Origin of the sequence: Paenibacillus allorhizosphaerae, assembly GCF_042659105.1 — a bacterium.
GTDB lineage: Bacteria > Bacillota > Bacilli > Paenibacillales > NBRC-103111 > Paenibacillus_G > Paenibacillus_G allorhizosphaerae.
On the sequence record NZ_JBHSRV010000005.1, the window covers coordinates 348,928 to 368,237 of the forward strand.

Annotated in this window: 20 protein-coding genes; 13 read left to right on the top strand and 7 right to left on the bottom strand. The window is 51.9% G+C overall.

The genetic code is table 11. The features are described 5' to 3' along the window. The first annotated feature begins 181 nt into the window (after positions 1-181). Positions 182-1,096, top strand: a complete 915-nt coding sequence (locus ACFQI7_RS20585) for a dTDP-4-dehydrorhamnose reductase family protein (protein ID WP_218100340.1) — start codon at positions 182-184, stop codon at positions 1,094-1,096. A gap of 222 nt (positions 1,097-1,318) precedes the next feature. Further along, positions 1,319-2,224, top strand: coding sequence for a UTP--glucose-1-phosphate uridylyltransferase GalU (gene galU / locus ACFQI7_RS20590; protein WP_218100341.1), 906 nt, complete (start codon positions 1,319-1,321; stop codon positions 2,222-2,224). Positions 2,225-2,292: 68 nt separating this feature from the next. Here galU and ACFQI7_RS20595 read toward each other — a convergent pair whose 3' ends face one another. The 3 genes from ACFQI7_RS20595 to ACFQI7_RS20605 form a co-directional block, all read right to left on the bottom strand. Then, complete coding sequence (locus ACFQI7_RS20595; RefSeq protein WP_218100342.1) at positions 2,293-2,661, bottom strand: beta/gamma crystallin family protein; 369 nt, start codon at positions 2,659-2,661, stop codon at positions 2,293-2,295. 173 nt (positions 2,662-2,834) lie between these two features. Further along, positions 2,835-3,986, bottom strand: a complete 1,152-nt coding sequence (locus ACFQI7_RS20600) for a glycosyltransferase (protein WP_218100343.1) — start codon at positions 3,984-3,986, stop codon at positions 2,835-2,837. 41 nt (positions 3,987-4,027) lie between these two features. Further along, the gene (locus ACFQI7_RS20605) at positions 4,028-5,881 is read right to left on the bottom strand and encodes a glycosyltransferase (protein WP_218100344.1); all 1,854 of its coding nucleotides are present in this window, start codon (positions 5,879-5,881) and stop codon (positions 4,028-4,030) included. A gap of 218 nt (positions 5,882-6,099) precedes the next feature. Between ACFQI7_RS20605 and ACFQI7_RS20610 the strand changes: the two genes are divergently transcribed. Genes ACFQI7_RS20610 through ACFQI7_RS20640 form a run of 7 tightly spaced genes read left to right on the top strand, consistent with a single transcriptional unit; the run spans position 6,100 to position 13,409 of the window. Next, positions 6,100-7,071 carry a phosphotransferase gene (locus ACFQI7_RS20610; protein ID WP_230415194.1) on the top strand — a complete coding sequence of 324 codons (972 nt, stop codon included), beginning with the start codon at positions 6,100-6,102 and terminating at the stop codon, positions 7,069-7,071. Positions 7,072-7,086: 15 nt separating this feature from the next. Continuing rightward, positions 7,087-8,169, top strand: coding sequence for a glycosyltransferase (locus ACFQI7_RS20615; protein ID WP_218100346.1), 1,083 nt, complete (start codon positions 7,087-7,089; stop codon positions 8,167-8,169). A 2-nt stretch (positions 8,170-8,171) separates the two neighbouring features. Continuing rightward, a complete protein-coding gene (locus tag ACFQI7_RS20620; RefSeq protein WP_218100347.1) occupies positions 8,172-9,017 on the top strand; it encodes a glycosyltransferase family 2 protein in 846 nt (281 codons plus the stop codon). 27 nt (positions 9,018-9,044) lie between these two features. After that, on the top strand, positions 9,045-9,905 hold the full coding sequence (locus ACFQI7_RS20625) for a GT-D fold domain-containing protein (protein WP_268966835.1): 861 nt from the start codon (positions 9,045-9,047) through the stop codon (positions 9,903-9,905). A 40-nt stretch (positions 9,906-9,945) separates the two neighbouring features. Then, positions 9,946-11,277, top strand: coding sequence for a UDP-glucose dehydrogenase family protein (locus ACFQI7_RS20630; protein WP_218100349.1), 1,332 nt, complete (start codon positions 9,946-9,948; stop codon positions 11,275-11,277). Then, on the top strand, positions 11,274-12,230 hold the full coding sequence (locus ACFQI7_RS20635) for an NAD-dependent epimerase/dehydratase family protein (RefSeq protein ID WP_218100350.1): 957 nt from the start codon (positions 11,274-11,276) through the stop codon (positions 12,228-12,230). The genes ACFQI7_RS20630 and ACFQI7_RS20635 overlap by 4 nt, the downstream gene beginning before the upstream one ends. A gap of 21 nt (positions 12,231-12,251) precedes the next feature. Next, on the top strand, positions 12,252-13,409 hold the full coding sequence (locus tag ACFQI7_RS20640; RefSeq protein WP_218100351.1) for a YheC/YheD family endospore coat-associated protein: 1,158 nt from the start codon (positions 12,252-12,254) through the stop codon (positions 13,407-13,409). Between the two features lie 141 nt (positions 13,410-13,550). Here the strand turns inward: ACFQI7_RS20640 and ACFQI7_RS20645 are convergent, their stop codons facing one another. The 4 genes from ACFQI7_RS20645 to ACFQI7_RS20660 all read right to left on the bottom strand — a co-directional run bounded on the left by ACFQI7_RS20645 (position 13,551) and on the right by ACFQI7_RS20660 (position 15,694). Then, positions 13,551-13,880: a hypothetical protein gene (locus ACFQI7_RS20645; RefSeq protein ID WP_218100352.1), complete on the bottom strand. Its 330-nt coding sequence runs from the start codon at positions 13,878-13,880 to the stop codon at positions 13,551-13,553. Continuing rightward, positions 13,867-14,223: a hypothetical protein gene (locus tag ACFQI7_RS20650; protein WP_218100353.1), complete on the bottom strand. Its 357-nt coding sequence runs from the start codon at positions 14,221-14,223 to the stop codon at positions 13,867-13,869. The genes ACFQI7_RS20645 and ACFQI7_RS20650 overlap by 14 nt, the downstream gene beginning before the upstream one ends. Before the next feature lie 29 nt (positions 14,224-14,252). Further along, the gene (locus ACFQI7_RS20655) at positions 14,253-14,543 is read right to left on the bottom strand and encodes a nucleoside-diphosphate sugar epimerase (protein ID WP_218100354.1); all 291 of its coding nucleotides are present in this window, start codon (positions 14,541-14,543) and stop codon (positions 14,253-14,255) included. A 137-nt stretch (positions 14,544-14,680) separates the two neighbouring features. Next, a complete protein-coding gene (locus tag ACFQI7_RS20660; RefSeq protein WP_218100355.1) occupies positions 14,681-15,694 on the bottom strand; it encodes a ketoacyl-ACP synthase III in 1,014 nt (337 codons plus the stop codon). A 216-nt stretch (positions 15,695-15,910) separates the two neighbouring features. Here ACFQI7_RS20660 and ACFQI7_RS20665 point away from each other — a divergent pair, with 216 nt between their 5' ends. The 4 genes from ACFQI7_RS20665 to ACFQI7_RS20680 all read left to right on the top strand — a co-directional run bounded on the left by ACFQI7_RS20665 (position 15,911) and on the right by ACFQI7_RS20680 (position 19,175). After that, positions 15,911-16,786, top strand: a complete 876-nt coding sequence (locus tag ACFQI7_RS20665; protein ID WP_329958248.1) for a sensor histidine kinase — start codon at positions 15,911-15,913, stop codon at positions 16,784-16,786. Further along, positions 16,761-17,432 carry a response regulator gene (locus ACFQI7_RS20670; RefSeq protein ID WP_218100356.1) on the top strand — a complete coding sequence of 224 codons (672 nt, stop codon included), beginning with the start codon at positions 16,761-16,763 and terminating at the stop codon, positions 17,430-17,432. The genes ACFQI7_RS20665 and ACFQI7_RS20670 overlap by 26 nt, the downstream gene beginning before the upstream one ends. A gap of 82 nt (positions 17,433-17,514) precedes the next feature. Continuing rightward, complete coding sequence (locus ACFQI7_RS20675; RefSeq protein ID WP_218100357.1) at positions 17,515-18,171, top strand: YcnI family copper-binding membrane protein; 657 nt, start codon at positions 17,515-17,517, stop codon at positions 18,169-18,171. A gap of 146 nt (positions 18,172-18,317) precedes the next feature. Further along, complete coding sequence (locus ACFQI7_RS20680) at positions 18,318-19,175, top strand: peptidoglycan-binding protein (RefSeq protein ID WP_218100358.1); 858 nt, start codon at positions 18,318-18,320, stop codon at positions 19,173-19,175. The last annotated feature ends 135 nt before the right edge of the window (positions 19,176-19,310 follow it).

Sequence of the window (19,310 nt, forward strand, 5' to 3'; positions counted from 1 at the left end):
GTACGGCGCATTCCTCGGGCTTTTCCTTGCCCTTGTGCAGGCGATTAGGCAAAGGCCAATTTTTCGCGTGTACTCCGTATACGTCTGTCGATCGCTCTCGAAGGGGCATATGATAATATAGCGATACCAATTGGAATAGGGGTAACCAAAATACATCCGATATGCGTCAAGGAGTCGCCCAATGGCAGAAGCCGCTGTTATTTCATTCGACCGCGAAGCTCCGCTGAGAGAGGAAAATTGGCCCATGAGGATTGTTGTCATCGATAGCAAGTCATTAACAGGACATATGATATGCCAATATTTATTGGAACGAAACAGGCACGAACTGTACTCTACTACTAAGGATCCCGGGCGTTCTCCGAATCGGTTATATCTCGACCCCCTCGACTCGCTGATGGTTGAGAAGTTACTGCAATCGCTTCGTCCCGACGTGGTCATCAATTGCTCCGGTATCGTATACGATGAAGCGCGCCAGCACGAGGTCGACGCATACCGGGTTAACGGCTTGCTGCCGCATCAACTCGCCGAACTCGCAAGCAGGCTCGGATTCAAATTGATTCACCTTAGCACGGACAGTGTTTTTGACGGGGAGCGCGGCTCATACGAGGAACGCCACGTGCCGAACGGCAGCTCCGTCTATGGCAGGACAAAAGCGCTTGGAGAATTGATCCAGCCGCCGTCCTTAACGGTGCGAACCTCTTTGCTTGGCCCTGCGGCAGAGGGACGGGAGGAAGGGCTGCTGAACTGGTTTTTACATCGAAAAGGGACGGCGCGAGGGTTTGCTAGCGTGTTGTGGAACGGCATCACGACTCTGGAGCTCGCCAAATTTATTTCTTATGTCATCGATAACGCCATTGAACTTGGCGGTATCGTTCACTTGACAGCCTCGCAAACCATTTCAAAGCATGATTTGCTGCTGCTGCTTCAGGACGTGTTCGAACAGCGTGACATTTCCATTCATGCCGACGATTCGGTCGTATTGAAACGAACGCTTGCGTCTACCCGGCCGGATGTCCGTTACCCGACCCCGTCCCACATCGAAATGATTACGGAGCTTCGCGACTGGATGATCAAATATGAAATGCAAGGGCGCTGAGTATTCAATCAGCGTCTTTTTTGCTGCCGCTTATAGTACAACTCTCCGGAAAAACCGTTTTATCGCAGGACATACGCCAATTTTCCTAAGCAAGGTTATTGGTCTATGTCTTGTCTAGGTGATAGGGCATATCATTTAAGAAGTGGTTTAGTTTTGTGGTTGTCGATTTGACAAGCGCTTAGGCCATGTAGAAGTAAACATGCAGAAGGAAGGTGAGACCTGATGAAGGTCCGTAAAGCAATCATTCCGGCCGCAGGCCTCGGAACGCGATTTTTGCCGGCCACCAAAGCGATGCCCAAAGAAATGCTGCCAATCATTGATAAACCGACGATTCAATTTATTGTGGAAGAAGCGGTGGAGTCAGGCATTGAAGATATTATTATTGTAACAGGCAAAGGAAAGAGAGCGATTGAGGATCATTTCGATGCCGCTTTCGAACTGGAGTACCACTTGCTGCAAAAAGGCAAGCTCGAACTTCACGAGAAAGTGCAACGACCGTCGCAAATGATCGATATTCACTATATTCGCCAAAAAGAGCCGAAAGGCCTCGGTCATGCGGTTTGGTGTGCTAGAAAGTTCATCAAGGACGAACCGTTCGCCGTGCTGCTTGGCGATACGTTCCTTAATGCGAATCCTCCTTGCTTAAAACAAATGATCGACTACTATGACCGCTACAAGACATCCATTATCGGCGTACAGCCTGTGGAACGAAGTCAGGTGTCCAGCTACGGCGTTGTGGATGCCCGCCGGCTGCAGGATCGGTTATATATCATCGACCGGCTGGTAGAGAAGCCGAAGCCGCAGGAGGCGCCGTCCAACCTGGCGATGATCGGAAGATATATACTGACGCCTGCCATCTTTGAAATATTGGAATACCAGGAAGCGGGAGTAGGCAAAGAGATTCAGCTTACGGATGCCATTGCCACGCTGAACTTGCAAGAGGCCGTCTATGCATGCGAAGTAAGCGGCATTTGGCACGATGTCGGCGATCATCTCGGGTATATTAAAGCGATGCTGTGGATTGCACTGCATCGCGACGATTTGAGAGAACCGGTCGTCCGGTATTTGAAGCAACTGCTGGACGGCAGCTCGGGAGAAAACGGCAAGCTGCTGCGAAAGGAATCGTAAAAAAGCAAACGGGACGGAGCATATATATCCGCTCCGTCCCGTTTTTGTTTCATCCTGCTGCGATCATATTATTGACGAATGATCAAAATATCGCGAGGAGGGGTGCCCGTTCTGCGGATGGTGTTGATTTCGCTATTGCTCAAGTTCCGCCCGATGAGGAGAAGTGACTCGGTTCTATCGTTGAAATCGCCCAAGCTAGCGACGTTCTGGGTGCCGCGAAACACGCGAAAGTTCCCTTGAAAATTATCGCGGGAAAATAAAACCAATGTGACTTCGTTTCTGGATACGACATTCCTCAGCCGGAAGCTGGAAAGCATTTGATCGAAGCGAATCGCCTGCATGTTGGTGATTGCCACGCCTCCGCGTCTGAACTGAACACGACGGCCTCCGAAGTTGTTGTCTTCGAAAATAGCCAATCTTACGTCTCTATTTGCCAATGTTAGAAACCTCCTTTGTATTGATAATACAGTCTATGCATGTTTCCACGGGATGCACTGGACGAGTAGCCTGTGGCATAAGCCAAAGTTGTGAGACGACTCGCGAGCAAAAACGGGACGAAGCAGATGTGCTGCTTCGTCCCGTTTTATTTTCAACCCTGCGAGGTATTGGCCTAACGATGACTCGCGTTTCTAATAATCACTTCATCGTAAAATGATTTTTGTTTTTCCAGCTGGCGCGATAAATTGAAATCCGCCTCCACTTTTTTACGCGCTTCCAGCCCGTAACTTTTCCATGCCTCGGGATGCCCGGCTAACCAGATCATCGCTTTGGCCAGCTCCGCTCTTGACTTCTCGGGGACGAGCAGCCCGGAAACTTTATGCTTGACGAGCTCCGGAATTCCTGCGTGGGTCGTGGAAATGACAGGCATTCCCGTAGCCATGGCCTCCTTGACCGTGTTCGGAATCCCCTCCTGGTTTCCTTCCTTATCGGTGCAGCTCGGCGCGCAAAAGATATGGGATTGGTAATACTTCTTCTGTATATCGTGGTAACTGACCCAAGGGATGATCTGGACGCTGCGGCCCAATCCGTAAAGGCGGATCAGCTTACGGTATTCCGCTTCGCAAGGCCCTTGGCCGATCAAAGTCAGTTTGACTAGCGGAATTCGTTTTTTGACGACGGCGAAAGCGTAAATCAGATCGGCAAATCCTTTTTTCTCTACGAACCGGCCAATCGCCAGAAAACGGATCTTTTTCCCGGGCTCCCACTGGCGGGGACGGTCCTGGAACCGCTCCAAGTCGACGCCTCCGTACAGGACGCGCACTTTTTCCTCGGGGCATCCGAGTTTGACGATCATTTTTTTCAAATGATTGCATACGGGGAAAAACAGATCGCCGGTCTGAAACAGCTGTTTAAGTTCGGCACGGCCTTGTTTTTTCTTCGGGTATACGGTGGCGTCTTTGCCGCGAAAGCTGACGAACAGCGGGATGTCGTGCTTTTCTTTTAAAAACAAAAATTTCGGAGCGAGCGATCCATGGTGAATATGGACGCCCGAAATATGAAGATGCTTAAGCAGACCGGGCTCACGCTTAATATCTTCCAGCGAGACAATGGATGTCGCGGGCGCCGCATCGGATACGTTGAGCAGCTTCAGACGGTCGGATTCTTCCGATGGAGAAGCTACGGAGGCAAACGGAATTTCTGTCTGTTTCGAAATGGCATCTTTGGTCAGCATAATGCCTTTATACCCCTCAACACGACAAATTTGCGCTGCCACATGACCGTCTTCCAATGAATATTTGTGGTGAAGAATTACTGGATTCACGGGTGTTCCTCCCTATGGTTTGGTATACATCGGATTTACGCTTACACTCGATTCCTGTAGCGGCGCAGCGAATACCTCCGCCTCTTGGTGTACTTTCTGGCAAGCGCGTGCAAGGTGGTCGTTTTCCACCTGTACAGTTTCGTTGCAGTACGCCTGATCTTCAGATGGCGGCGGTAAGAGGGAATGAATTTCCGTTTGTGTCTGCGGTATACGGCGAGCGGCGTTTTTTGGCAATACCCCCGGTAATAACGTGCCAGGCGGAGCCACATATCCCAGTCCTGCGAGTACCGGTAATTGGGATTGAACAGCCCGACTTTGTCGAAACAGCTTCGGCGTATGACCGCTGTCGATGTCCGGATGGTAAATTTTCGTTTGTAGAGATAATACCGAAATTTATTGAGTTTGGAAGGCGCTTTGACGTTGCGGACGATTTTTCGCTTTTTGCCGTCTCTTCGATCGTAATACCAGCTGTATAAAAACCGGCAGTTCGGATTTTTATCCAAATACTGCTTGTTTCGCTGCAATTTATTCGGGAGAAAGACATCGTCCGAATCCAAAAATGCGACGTATTGGCCTTTGGCGAAACGAATGCCCGTATTTCTAGCCTCGGAAGGACCGCTGTTTTTTTGGTACACATACCGGACGCGCGTGTCGTACGACTGAACCACTTTGGCCGTGTTATCCGTCGACCCGTCGTCAACGACAATGACTTCGAAATCTTTGTATGTTTGCTTCAGGACGCTCTCAATCGCTCGGCCGACATATTGATCGCGGTTGTACGTCGGGATAATAACGCTGAAAAAAGGGACTTCGCGTTCCCGGGCTTCATGGGTATGGATAATCCGGTCGAACAGTTGCTCCAGTTTGCCGATTTGTGCTTTCCGGTTGAACTCGGACTCGATTTTGGTTCGCGCATTCCAGCCTAGCTGCTGCCAGGTTTCCGGCTGTCGAATGACCCCGATCAGTTTATCGGCCAGTTTCTTCGAGCTGTTCTCGGCAACCAAGTGTCCGTTTATCCCGTCATCAATCAATTCGGGGATGCCGGCGTGGAAGGTCGATATGACGGGAAGTCCGCAAGCCATCGCTTCTTTCAGCGCATTAGGAATGCCTTCCTGGTTGCCCATACTGTCTTTTTTGCTCGGAAGACAGAAAAGATGGGCTTTCTCTAATTGCTCGGCTACCTCCTGATGCGATAAAGCTCCTTTAAACTCAATATGGTTTTCCAAACGCAGCGACTTGCTCAATTGCTGCAGCCTTCTTCTTAATCTCCCGTCCCCGATCATGATGAGTTTGGTTTGCGGGAACTGCCGATGCACTTGCCGGAATGCCCTGATCAGTACGTCGGGTCCTTTCTTTGCCACCAGGCGGCCTACGTAAACGATGTTCACCGGCCCTTCCTCCGGAAAAAATCTTTCCTTATAAGTGAATTGCTCCACATCGATACCGCTGTAATACACTTCGATTTTGTCGGCCGGACAGCCGTGCTTGATTAATTCCCTTTTCATGGCTTGGCAGGGGACGGTAAAGCAATCTCCTATTTTAAACAAGCGCTGCAGCGACGTTCTGTGCTTCTTCATTATATTGGAACCGGGCGTATCGTAACCGTGAAACGAAGTGACGAGCGGGACTTTCCATTTTTGCTTGAAGGGGATCATCCGTATGCCTGATGGAGCAAAACGGGCATGGATGAGCTGAAACGAACGATTTTGCAGCATCATGTTCAATTTCACGAACCGGGGGTCGATATGGACTTGTGCATGAGGAAATCGGTGTTCGTTCAGCCGCTTCCGGCAAAAGACGTAAGGATCGTATTTTTTCATTTGCCGGATTTCTCCGTAAATAAATGTTTCGCTGATCGGTAAAAAGGTGGATCGTATAACAGCTATACGGTTCAACGAAGAGCCTCCCTTACCTATTGATGGTTTCTTATAATCTTATTCTTCTAGGGATTTGGATGTATAGACGACCGTGGAGAAAATACGGTGATTTATCAATAGGAGGCATTTGTCAGCAGGGGAGCTTTGCCCACACATTATATATGTACGTGAATACTGTGTTAGGGAAATCAATAAAAGCAACGGAGGCGGGGACACTGGAGGAGCTATTGCGGCAAGTGCAGAGGGAGTTCGGATTCAAAGCCCAGACCTGGAACTTACTCAAACATATAGCCCAGTCCAGCCTGGTTGCTCGAATCATTGCAAAAGACGGCAAAAGCTATTTGCTTAAAAGCCTCTTTATCCCTGAGGAACGCCAGCACTTTATTGTGAAGTCCGAGCAGCTGTTGGCACAGGAAGGAGTGAAGCTTGCACGTCCGATAAGCACGGTGAACGGAGACCCGTTCATGATCTATAACCAAATGCCGTACGTGTTATATGAATGGATTGATGGCAAACCTGGCGTACTCCGCAATCGCAGCGCCTTTACGGCGCTCATTCAAGTGATGGCCCGGTTTCATAAGCGGTCCAGCCGGGTGGTTTATCCGGATGATGTCACCGTATACGGGCACCTGCATTGGGAAAAAGAATACCGGGAACGCATTCACTCCATGAAGCGTTGGTCTCTGGCCAACGCATCGCCGAAATCGCCTCAAAAGCACATGCTGCGCCACTTTCTACCGTTTTTTGAGGAAATGGCCGAAAGAGCGCTGAAGGAGCTGATGAAAAGCGATTACGAGAACTACATTAACGGACATGTTGCCGCCAAAAGTTTGATCCATGGAGACTATCACCAAAAGAATCTCATTAACCGTAAGGGAGAGTGGATTCTGATCGACTTTGAAGACGTTCGTTACGATTTTCCCTCGAAAGATATGCTGCGCCTTTACGGCATGTATACCAGAAGACATCCTTTCGATGCCAAAACATTCAACGGCATGATGGAAGCGTATTACAGCAAACATCCGCTGCCCGCAGGAGCCAAACATCTGATGCTCACCGATTTCCTATTCCCGCATATTGTCGAGAGAACGCTGCGCAAGAAGGATTACGTACACATGAGCCCGGAAATGCTGGAGCACCGATTGCAGCAGGAAAAGCGCAAAGCGATGTACGTATCCTCGATCTTGTCCGACAAACAGCGGCACTAAGCCAAGGGGGTGATTATGTTGAAGAAAATTGCTTTTGTTCGAACTCGTTATCTGCCTGCATCTGAAACGTTCATTTACGAAGAGTTGAAAAATATAAGAAGGTTTAAGGCAATCGTATTCGCGCGAAAAAGATTCAATTTGAAACGGTTTCCGTTTCCGAGAATCAAACGTCTGCCCCGCAGCACAAAAAAACTGGTGCGAGCCTTCCGCAGGAAGCGAATCCGTCTCATCCACGCGCGCTTCGGTCCTGCAGGCATTCGCATGATGAAGGTGAAGCGCCGTCTTCGCATTCCGATGATTACGTCTTTTCACGGATTTGATTTGCCGGCCAAAATAAACCGCAAGAAAAAGTATTACCGCAAGCTGAGAAAGCTGTTCAAAGTCGGCAACAAGTTTACGGTTCCATCCCGGCAAATGAAACGGCAGCTACGGCGATACGGATGCCCGAAGAACAAAATTAAAATTATGTACAGCGGGATCAACGTGAAAAAATTCCGTTACATTAAACGCCACACCTCTACCAACAATGTGACGATCATCTCGGTAGGCCGGCTGCATAAAAAGAAAGGCTTCCGATATTTAATCCGCGCTTTCAAGAAAGTGCATGCAAAAGCACCGTCAAGCCGGTTAATTATCGTTGGCACCGGAGTGGAACGCAAGAACCTGAAGCGGCTCATCAAGAAGAAAAAGCTGAAGGGTTCCGTTCGCCTGAAAGGCTTTGTTCCCCACAAACGGCTGATGAGGTTATTGAAGCGCGCGGACATTTTCTGCTTGCCGTCCATCACGACCAAAGATGGAAATCATGAAGGCATCCCGAACGCGATTAAAGAAGCGATGGCAACGGGACTTCCAATTGTCGCCACTCGTCACGGCGGTATCCCGGAGCTTGTCACCAACGGCCGTGAAGGGTTTCTGGTACCGGAAAAAAATGTGCGTAACTTGGCAAGAAAATTGAAGCACTTGGTCAAAAATCCGTCGTCACGGCTGAAGATGGGGAGAAGAGGGCACAGAAAAGTGGCAAAGCGGTTCAATTCGAGGAAACAAGTCAGAAGACTGGAATCCATTTATCGCCATTTAATTAAGAAGGGACGAAAATAATCATGGATCAAACCGAAGGGCAGGCCAGAGCTCGGATTTCGGGAAAAAAATCGGGTAGAAAATCGCCTTTGGTTACCGTCGTGATTCCGACCTACAACCGCGCCAAATTCATCAAACGGGGGATCAAGAGCATCTTACGCCAAACAACCGGCCGTTGGAGGTTGCTCATCTTGGATGACGGTTCTACCGACAAAACGGCGAAAGTCGTCAAACCGTTCTTGAAAGATCCCCGAATTCGCTACGTCAGACGCAGAAAGAACCGGGGTGTGTCCGCAACGCTGAATCGCGCCTTATCCATGGTCAAAACCAAATATTTTTCGCAGCTGGATGCGGATGACTGGTATGAGCGCCGTACGCTGGCGACCTGCCTGAAAAAGATGAGGAAGTCGAGCCGCAAAGTCGCTGTCGTTTATGGAAACGAGAAAGTATGGAAATTGAAGAAAGGCAGGCCGAGATATAAAGGCACGAAGGTCAAGCGTCAAATTCACGGCAAATACGACTTTATTACGTTCCACCCGATGATCTATCCGCGGTTTTACCGGACCCAGGCGCTCCGCAGCGTCGGAGGCTGGTCCACGAAGGTGCCCCAAGGCGGCCGCTTTGCCGAAGACAGGCAAATTTTGCTTAAGCTGGCGGGACGCTATAAATTCAAAGCGGCGCACAAAGCGTTATATAACCGGTTGCGGCACAAGAACAACAATTCGAGGATTCAAAACCGGAAGAAATACGCCAAAGTAACCAAGTACCTGTACAAAACCGCTTTAAAACGTTGGGGCAACCGGTATAAAGCGAAGTTCGTCTGGAAGAAAGGCCGGCTGAAAGTAGGCCGGATCGTCAGAAGACGTTAAAAAACGATAGAATAGCGGGGAACAGCGATGGGCAGAGACCAGCAAAACTGGTTGTCGACTTTGGAAGTGATTGAGGAGATCGAAAAGGCCATGGAACAGAAAAAGCCTCTCTCCGTTGTCCGTGTCGGTGACGGGGAGAATCTCTGCCTGGCCCAATATAAGGTGTGGCCGATACGGAAAGTTCTTGCTACACGCTGGGCCAGATTGTCGCGCAGCACGAATTGGAAAGGGGTTCGCCTGCCGAATATCGAGCTGCGCGACAGTTTGATCAAATCGATCAAAAAAGCGGACATTGTCGGCATACCTTACCGAAACGATAAGGAAATATTGGCGGAGCAGCATCAATATTTGCGTCCTTTGACAGATGCCTGCTTCGGCAGATTCGATATCGAGCCCGCCAAGCTTTGCCATACGTTTATTAACCGGCACATGGTCGAGTACTTGCAATTTTGGGAAATGCTGCGAGGCAAACGCGTCGTCGTCATTTCCCGGTGGGCCAATCAGTTCAAGCGGTTGGTCGGGAAAAAATACGGCGATTTCGACATCGAGATCGTTAAAACGATCCGGATCGACCGCTATGAAGAAATACCTGCGGTGGTGCAAAAGATGAAATCGGTGGAATGCGATATCGTCTTTATTTCCGCAGGCGTCAACGCCGTCATTTTGGCGCAAAAGCTGGCGGAAAAGCAGGGAAGGGTTGCTGTTGACTTCGGCAAATCCGCAATATTTATGATCAAAGGGAACCCGAAAGTCCGGGCATGGAGTCCGAAGCGTGACGGCGGCAAGCGAATACCGGAGAAGCCTTCGGTAGAAGCGGAAGCGCAAATATCCGCAGAGCGGTCCGACGAAACGGAAGATCCGGGCACCGTCCCTCCGTCTTCCGATTGAGTGCGGCCGGACACGACGTTATTGCAAAGGAGAGAGAGACTTGAAAGTTACTGTCGTCGGTTCGGGATACGTCGGTACGACAACGGCTCTCGTACTCGCCGGTCTTGGACATCAAGTAATCGGTTATGATATCGACGCCGGCAAAGTCGAGAGGCTGAATGACGGTGAGCTGCCGTTTACGGAACCCGGACTGGACCAGATGCTCCGGGACCTGCTCGGAAGCGGGCGAATTACGTTCACTTCCGACAGCCGGAGCGCCGTGACGGAAAGCGAAATCTTGATGATTTCGGTCGGGACACCATCGATGCCAAACGGCGGCGCCGACCTAACGTATTTGCGTCAAGTGTTGGATACGATCGCAGCGCATATCGATGGACCGAAAATCGTTGTCACGAAAAGTACGGTGCCGATCGGCACGAATCGCTGGATGAAGCAGCGGCTCTCGGATATCATCGATACGCAGAAATATCCGGTTGAGGTCATATCGAACCCGGAATTTTTACGGGAGGGCGAAGCGCTGTACGATTCGCTCCATCCGTCCAGAACGGTGATCGGCGGGGAGAACGAGTCCGCGATGGAACAAGTGAAGAAGCTGTACGAATCGTTGCAAACAACTTATCTCGTCTGCAACTATGAAACGGCTGAAATGATCAAATACGCCTCAAACGGTTTCCTGGCCGCCAAAATTTCGTTCATTAACGAAATCGCCAGGTTGGCCGACCGGGTAGGGGCGGATATACGAGGGGTAGCCAAAGGAATGGGTATGGATCCTCGCATATCGCCACACCACTTGTATGCCGGGATCGGGTACGGCGGCTCCTGCTTTCCGAAGGATGTCGACGAACTGCTTTACTTCGGCAGCCAGCAGAAGACGGAATTGCACTTGCTCCGTCAGGTCAAGCGAATTAACGATTCGCAAATCGCCTGGTTTGCCGATAAGATGCAATCGATCCTTCCGTTGGAGGGCAAACGGATCGCCGTGCTGGGCGTCGCTTTTAAGGAAAATACGGACGATCAACGGGAATCTCCGGGCATCAAGATGATCGAGCAATTATTAGGTCGGGGCGTGCAGGAAATCCGCGTCATCGATCCGACGGTTGCTTCTTTGGAGCAAATTCATTGGAGCAAAGGATTCGATCGCACGCAGTTGTCGAGAGTGGGCGTGTTGACGGATGCCCGGGAAGCGGTTGCGGGCGCTCATGCGGTTGTGCTCGCGACCCCTTGGCCGCAATTTGCCGACTATCCGTGGGAAGAATGGGCGCAAATCGCCGAAAGCACCTACTTCTTCGACGGACGCAACTATCTCGATCCTGTGGAAATGCGCAGCAAAGGCTGGCATTTCACGGGCATCGCCAGAGGTGAAACGACATGAACATTGTGGTTACCGGGGCGGCGGGTTTTATCGGGTCGCATTTATGTGAAGCATTGCTCAGTCAGGGTCATCTCGTGAAAGGCATTGACCAGCTACAACCGGCGTCTGCTCTGAAGATCAAGGAAGACAACTTGAAAAACGTGCTGGCGCATCCGAACTTTGAATGGCAGCCCGCCGACCTGCTCGGCATGGATTTGGACCGCGAGATTGACAAGGCCGATATCGTGTTTCATCTGGCGGGTCTGGCCGGCGTCCGCAACAGCTGGGGAAAGACTTTCGCCGATTACTTGCAGGCAAACATTTTGCTTACGCAAAAAATTCTCGAAGCGTGCAAGCAAGCTTCCAGGCTCAAAAAGCTGGTCTTCGCTTCATCCTCCTCCGTCTATGGCGGAGGAGGCGGGCAATATAATTCCGAGTCATCGCCGACACAACCCATCTCCCCATACGGGTTAACGAAACTGGCAGGAGAGCAGCTTTGCTATCTTTACCATAAACAATACGGGGTTCCGTATACAGCGTTACGATATTTTACCGTGTACGGGCCGAGGCAGCGCCCGGACATGGGCTTTCATCGTTTTATGAGGAACGCGTGGCTGGGACAGCCGCTGTTGATATACGGCAACGGAGAACAAACGCGCGACTATACGTATGTAAGCGACTTGGTTGACGCCAATATCAAAGCGATGCACTATGCCAAGCACGGCACGGTGTTTAATATCGGCGGCACCGAAACGGCGTCAATCAATGAAGTGGTGCAAAAAATCGAACGGCTTGCCGGGAAACCGCTGAACATCACGTATTCGCCGGAACAGCCGGGAGACCCGTTCGCAACCAGAGCCGATATTGCGCTGGCAAGCGCGGAGCTTGGATATCAACCGAAGGTTTCGCTGGACCAAGGCTTGGGGGAGCAATGGAGTTATATTACCGCGCTTTATGAAAACCAAAATCCGTAATTTTTGAACGGAGGTTATGCGATGATCGGAATACTATATCCGCCCTCGCTCCTGAAGCGGCTCATGAGCGGTCAAAGCAGCTTTGAGAAGCCGGCCTTTTACATCGCAGCAGCCCGCAAAGAGGGAGAAGAAATCATTTTCTTTTCGCTGTTTGATATCCATTGGAGCAAAAACACGGTGCTGGGCTGGACGGGAACCGCTCGAGTGGAGAGGCCGCTGCCCGCTGTCATCATCAATCGAACGAGAACGAATCTCCTGTACGTCAAAAGGGCGATCTTGCGTTTGAAACAGATGGGAAAAGTCATTTTCAACCAGCATAATGTCGTTTCCAAACTGAGAATTCATCGCATTTTATCCGAAAACGAATTGCTGCTGCCGCATCTGCCGATGACCGACGATGTGACCTACGATTCGGTGAAACAGCTTTTGGATCAAAACGCATGTCTGTTTTTGAAGCCGCGCACCTCGTCCGTCGGGAATGGAATTATTCGCGTCCGCAAAGAGAACGAGGACATGATTGCGGAAATCAACATGCTCGGGCGGACGAAGCGGAAAAAAGTAGGGATTCACCAGCTCGTCAACATCGTCAAAGCGAAGAAACAAAATTACTTGGTGCAGCAGGGAATTGCGATGATGAAGTACAAGGACAGCCCGGTCGATTTCCGGGTATCGGTGCAAAAGAACGGCAGCGGCGTTTGGCAGTATACCGGCATGGTGGGAAAAGTGGCGAGAAAGGGAGCCATCGTCACCAATATTCACTGCGGAGGAGACTCGCTGAAAGCGTCCGAGTTGTTCGAGCATTGGGGCTGGAACGCGGCAGGCGTCGAGCAGAAAATCGCCAGAATGGCGCTCCGTATCGCATCCACGCTGGATGAAGAACTGCCTCACATTGCCGATCTGGGACTGGACATCGCCATCGATGAGGCGCAGCATCCGTGGCTCATCGAGGTGAATTTCCGGGATTTGCGGATCACATTCCAAATTGCGGGGGAAAGGGAGAAATGGCGGGCTACCTTTGCGACTCCGGTGAAGTATGCCGCGTATCTCAACCGTCAAATCAAAGCGCGGGAGCGGATGAACCGGCGGGCGCAGAACGCGGCGGTCGCCGCGAAGGGCACGGCAGGGGAGTCCGGTGCCGTGCCCGCAGACCGCCCGGGAGCGGAACCTGCGCTGCCGTAACGACCTCCGGCAAAGTCAAAAAAAATCTTCCTCAGCATAACGTGAGGAGGATTTTTTCGAGCGCCGAAGGACGAGCCTGGCCAAAGTATGTGCGCTGCGCTCGGCAGCAAAAAAAAACGGAGATGGTTAGCTCCGTTTCCATTAAGCTTCCGTTGGATCGACTTCTCTCGTATCGCTGTCGGAGCCGTGCCGGCGGTTCGCCGCACACCCTGCTGCCACCATGGGATGGATCCAGGGCTTTCCCGGCAGCCCGAACGTTTTGCGGCGAATCCGGATGCCGATCATTTTGACAGCGATTTGGCGTTGGTACCGGCTGATGGCATCGATTTGCTCGATCAGCGTTTTGCCGGCGTTCGTGCTTTCCGCGGATTCGGCCATAACCTCGATGATTTTGGCCAAGGCGCGCTGGCTTCGGGCCAGAGAGTTCAAAATATGAAGCTTGGCGCGTGTCGTTTCATCAGCCGGATGCATCGTTGGTTCCCCCGAGTGACATCATGTCTCCGAAGTTCTCCGTGCCTCCTGCCGCTTCCGGGGCTACCGGTTCCGGCTCGGTAAGCAGCGCCTGGAGATTTTTGGCGAGCGCTTGCTCCATTCGCGTCAAGCCGTTAATCACTTCGAGCAGCTGATTATGGATTTCTCCGGTTCTTCTTACCTGCTCGTAATGATTCATAAAATGGGATGAATCCAAATGATTGCACACCCAGTGCTTGGAGCGGGCGGCTTCGAACGCCTGCGCATCCAAGATCAAGGCAATGTTATGCTGAAACTCTTGTATCGACCGCAACATTTTATTATAAGAGGCGGATCTGCTCATGTCATACCCTCATTTCCGTCATCCATATACTATTCTCCATCATTCGGAACAACAACCTCTTTCATAACCATGAGCAAATTATCTGCTATGGCATCTTCCAGGTCCGCCAAACCGACCAAATAGGATGCGACGATCCGGTTGACGCTGAGCGTACATTCCGTCAGCATGTCGATACTGCCGAAGCTCGGGTCTTCCTTGGGGATGTCGGTTGTCATTTGCGCCATGTGGTTGACGATTTGACGGTTGGCCTCGATAATCCGTGTCATATTCCAATGAGAAGAGGCCATATGTTCGATGATTCTGGTAACCTGACGCTCCACCTACAGACCTCCTTCATAAAGATATCTCTACATATCTATATGCAGGGAAGCGAATCAAGTGCCATGACATGAGCCCAGTTCAACTGCTGATTGTCCGCTTGCGAGTAAACAGGATTGCTGCGTGCGTCAACCGTAATTTACGCTAGCGTCCTCCAGTTCAGCAGCAGCCCGCCGTAAACAAAGCCGCTCCCGAAGCCAAACAGCAGCACGGTGTCGCCTTCCTTGATGCGTCCTTCCCGGATGCCCTGGTCGAGCGCCAGAGGAATGGTCGCCGCCGACGTATTGCCGTACCGTTCGATGGTATGAAGCGTCCGTTCCAGCGGGATGCCGGTCTTCTCGCAAACCGATTCGATAATCCGCAGATTGGCGCTGTGCGGAATGAACCAGTCGACGTCGGACGCCTCGATACCGGCCATCTCCGTCAGCTCCGCTACGCCCTTTGGAACGGTCTGCACGGCGAATTTATACACTTCACGGCCGTTCTGTACCAGTTTTTCGCTGTCGTGAAGCCGGATGCCGTTCAGCGAAGAGGCGGTGAACGTTTTGTACAGATGCACGCCTCCGCTGCCGTCGGTTCCTCCGGTATAAGCGAGGAAGGAAGGCTGCTGCGCTGCGGAATCATCCCGCTCCACCAGCACCGCACCCGCGCCGTCCCCGAATAAGATGCAGGTGGTGCGATCGGTGTAGTCCGTTATTTTAGAGAGCGTCTCCGCGCCGATAATGAGCACTTTGCGGTGGAGACCGGAAGATACCATGCCGTCGGCCAGATGCAGCCCGTACACAAAGCCGGCACAAGCCGCGCTGAGATCCATTGAGGTCGTCTGCGTGATACCGAAATGCGCCTGCACCAAACAAGCGGTGCCAGGAAATGTGAAGTCGGGCGTGCTGGTACAGACAAGCAGCAAGTCTACATCGCCCACGGTAGTATTGTAGCGGTCGAGCAAATTTTGCACCGCTTTGATGCACAGATGGCTCGTATACTCCTCATCTTCGCTGATGCGGCGTTCGCGGATGCCTGTGCGCGGGACGATCCATTCGTCGCTCGTATCGACCATTTTCGCCAGATCGTCGTTCGTCAGCTTACGTTCCGGCACGTACGTGCCGATAGCGGTAATGCGGGATCGGGAAGCGGATGTTGCAGCGTTTGTCACAGGAGATCACCTCATAATTAAAAGATTTGATGAGATTATTACTAAGATTTAATACTAAGTATTAGTACCAAGTACTAAAATAAACTTACACCAACTTGCTGCTTCTGTCAATGTATGGATGTGGATGCATGCGTTTCTCCGTACTGCAAAGGGTGCGTTTATTTTGGTGGTCGTTGTATAATAAGACAACAAAGCTTGGGGAAGGCGGGATTGCCGGTGAAACGTAAACCGAGCGCAGGACCGACCTATGTGTCGATGCGCACGTTAAAAATTTTATCTATTCTTCTTCCTCCGACGCTGATTGGAGGATTTGAATATTTTCGCCACGATTTTTTACTGCATGAGCTGTCCATGGAAACCGGAAATTTGTACATTACGCTGTTGACGCTGCTTCTGTCGTTTTTATTTACGACGTGGATGTTCGGCCGGATCCGAACGATGAACGCCCGGTTGTCCAAGGAGCAGGCAAAGCGCGCCGTATACGAGGAGCGGGAACGTCTTGCGCAGGAGCTGCACGATAATATTGCGCAAATTTTATTCTTTTTGAACGTTCAGTTAAAAAAAGGCCAGATCGACGAGGCGCGTTCGGCGGTAACGGAAATCGACCTGCACTTGCGGCAGGCGATCTTCAACCTGCGCACACCGCCGGAGGAGGGCGAGAATTTCGCCGCCCGCCTTCGCGCCTGGCTGAAAGAATGGAGCGCGCTCAGCGGCATCGCCGTCGAAAGCCGCATCTCCGAATCGGCCGAAAGTCTCGCACCATCCACGGAGGTGCCTCTGTTCTCCATCATCCGCGAAGCGTTCACGAATATCCGCAAGCATTCCATGGCCGATCAGGCGATGATTGAGCTGGGGAAGACGGATGACGAGGGCGGCTGGCGTCTGTACATTCGAGATAATGGTGCGGGCTTGAGCGGGGAGTCATTACCGGAAACGGGCGGCCGGTACGGTCTCTCGATGATTCGGAAGTGGGCTGAGGAGCTCGGCGCCACGCTAGACATTCACTCTTCCCGGGAGCATGGCATGGAATTGACCGTGACGGGACCGATAAAGAAAGGGGCAGCCGATGAAATCAAGAGTGCTCGTAGCTGACGATCATCCGCTTGCACGTAAGGCGGTTCGTTCGTTAATCGAAGGGGTGGACAGCTTCGAATGGGTCGGAGAGGCCGGAAGCGGGGCCGATGCCATCCGGCTGTGCGGAGAGCTGCTGCCGGATTTGGTGCTGATGGATATCCGCATGCAGGACATGAACGGTTTGGAGGCGACCCGTCGCATCAAACAGATTTATCCACATATCCGCGTCGTCATCCTGACGGTATCGGACGATGCGGCTGACTTATTCACGGCCATCCGGTACGGGGCCCAGGGCTACCTGCTGAAAAACATGGACCCGGACGATTGGATCACCTACCTGCAGGGGCTGCTGGACGAAGACAGCGAAATTTCCCGGCGCATGGCCGATCGTCTGCTGCAATCGTTTCGCACGGCTCATGAACCTCCTGTGTCGGAAATAGGCCCAGTCGTGCTGTCGCCCAGGGAATGCGAGATTTTGTCCTGCGTCTCCAGCGGCCAAAGCAATCGGCAAATTGCGGAAACGCTTGTCATTACCGAGAACACGGTAAAAAATCATATTAAAAATATTCTTGCCAAACTCGAGCTCGACAATCGGGTGCAGCTTACCGCTTATGCCGTACGTCACGGCTTGACACAGATCAGCCATAAACCGGGGGGAAAATAGCCCGATCGAGTCATGTTGCTTATCCAGCGGATTACGGTACATTGTTAATGGAGATAATGACCGCTGAAAGGCAGGAAAGACGATGAGAAAAATATCCGTATTATTTTGTGCCATTTTTTTAATTTCGATGCTGGGGGCCACGCTGGCAAGCGCGCATGTGACGGTGCTGCCGAATGAGTCGACGCAAGGGGCATATGAGAAGTTTGCCGTCCGCGTACCGAACGAAAAAGACATTCCGACGGTAAAGGTGGAAGTGAAGTTTCCGCTGGACGCCGTATCCGTCTCCCGCTTTGAACCGAAGCCGGGCTGGAAATACGATTTGAGCAAGGACGCCAACGGCAAAATTACCGGCGTGATCTGGACGGCGACCGGCGAAGGGCTTGGTGCAACGGAATTCGCAGAGTTTTACATGCAGGGCAAAGTAGCAGATAACGCAGCTTCGATCTCTTGGAAGGCGTATCAAACCTACAAGGACGGCAGCGTCGTCGAATGGGTCGGCGCCCAAGGCTCCGACAAGCCTGCTTCCGTCACGAAGGTGAACCCGAAACCGGCCGGCGCGTCAGCCGACAGCCACGGCAACATGACTGCGGCTCCGGGAACCGCCGGTGCACAGACCGGTCATCCGGAAACGGGCGGGGCGCCGTCCTCATCGGTGCCGTTGTACTTGTCCATCGTGTCGCTCGCGCTGGGCGTGGTTTCCCTGATCGTTGCGATCTCGGCAAAAAACAAGCGAAAATAATAAGGAAGTGCAATTATGGGCGAAATTGCTCGGAAGGCTCCGGCAATGCAGCATAATGGGTTCGTTTCATAAAATTGCCCGGCACGGGGGAACATGGAATTGGATAATGAAATTCAATTGCATACCTTTGGGAGGAATTGAACCGCATGCTGCAAAGCTTTCGTAAAAGAAAAACAACGATGCTGCTGGTTGTTTGCCTCATCGTAAGTCTGATGTTTTCCGCTTACGCTTTTGCGTTCGGCAAAGGCACCCAAGGCCCGGACGTCTACGCCGTTCAAGGGATGCTGAAGTCGCTTGGATATTTCCAGGGCAGCATTACCGGGTACTACGGCTCTTCGACGGAAAACGGCGTGAAGCAGTTCCAGAAAGCTTACGGGCTTCCAGTAACCGGAGCGGTGGACAGTCAAACGCTGCAGTCGATTTTGTGGGCGTACGGCAACTTGAAAATTCCGAAGCAGCCGGCGCCTCAACCGACGCCAAATCGTGGTCCGACACCAAGCCCTGTGCCTACACCAAACCCTGGCCCGACGCCGAGCCCTGCGCCGGCACCGAATCCTGTGCCGACGCCGAATCCTACGCCGCCCCCGCCCCCTGCCCCGACGCCGGAAACGGGCCCGGAGCTGTCCGCGGAAGAGCGGCAAATGATCGACCTCGTGAATAAAGCGCGCGCGGCAGCCGGGCTGCCGGAGCTTGCCTTCGATGGGGAGCTATCCAAAGTGGCTCGGCTCAAAAGTCAGGATATGGTGGACAAAAACTATTTCTCGCACCAGTCTCCGACATACGGCTCTCCGTTTGATATGATGAAGCGGTTCGGGATACGCTACAGGACGGCAGGCGAGAACATCGCGTGCAATCAGAACGCCCAAGCGGCTCACAACGCACTGATGAATTCGTCCGGGCATCGGGCCAACATCCTGAGCAAAGACTTTACGCATATCGGCATCGGGATCGCAGACGGCGGTCCCTGCGGCCAAATGCTCACGCAGCAGTTTATCGGCAAATAATCGATATACCGCAATCCCGGCCATTCTATCGGCCGGGATTTTTTGCCCTTTTCTCGAGTGCACACGCACTTGGATCGCAAATTAGGCAAAAAGCCTGTTTTCATAATATTAAGAAAAACTTTAGAATTAATAGTA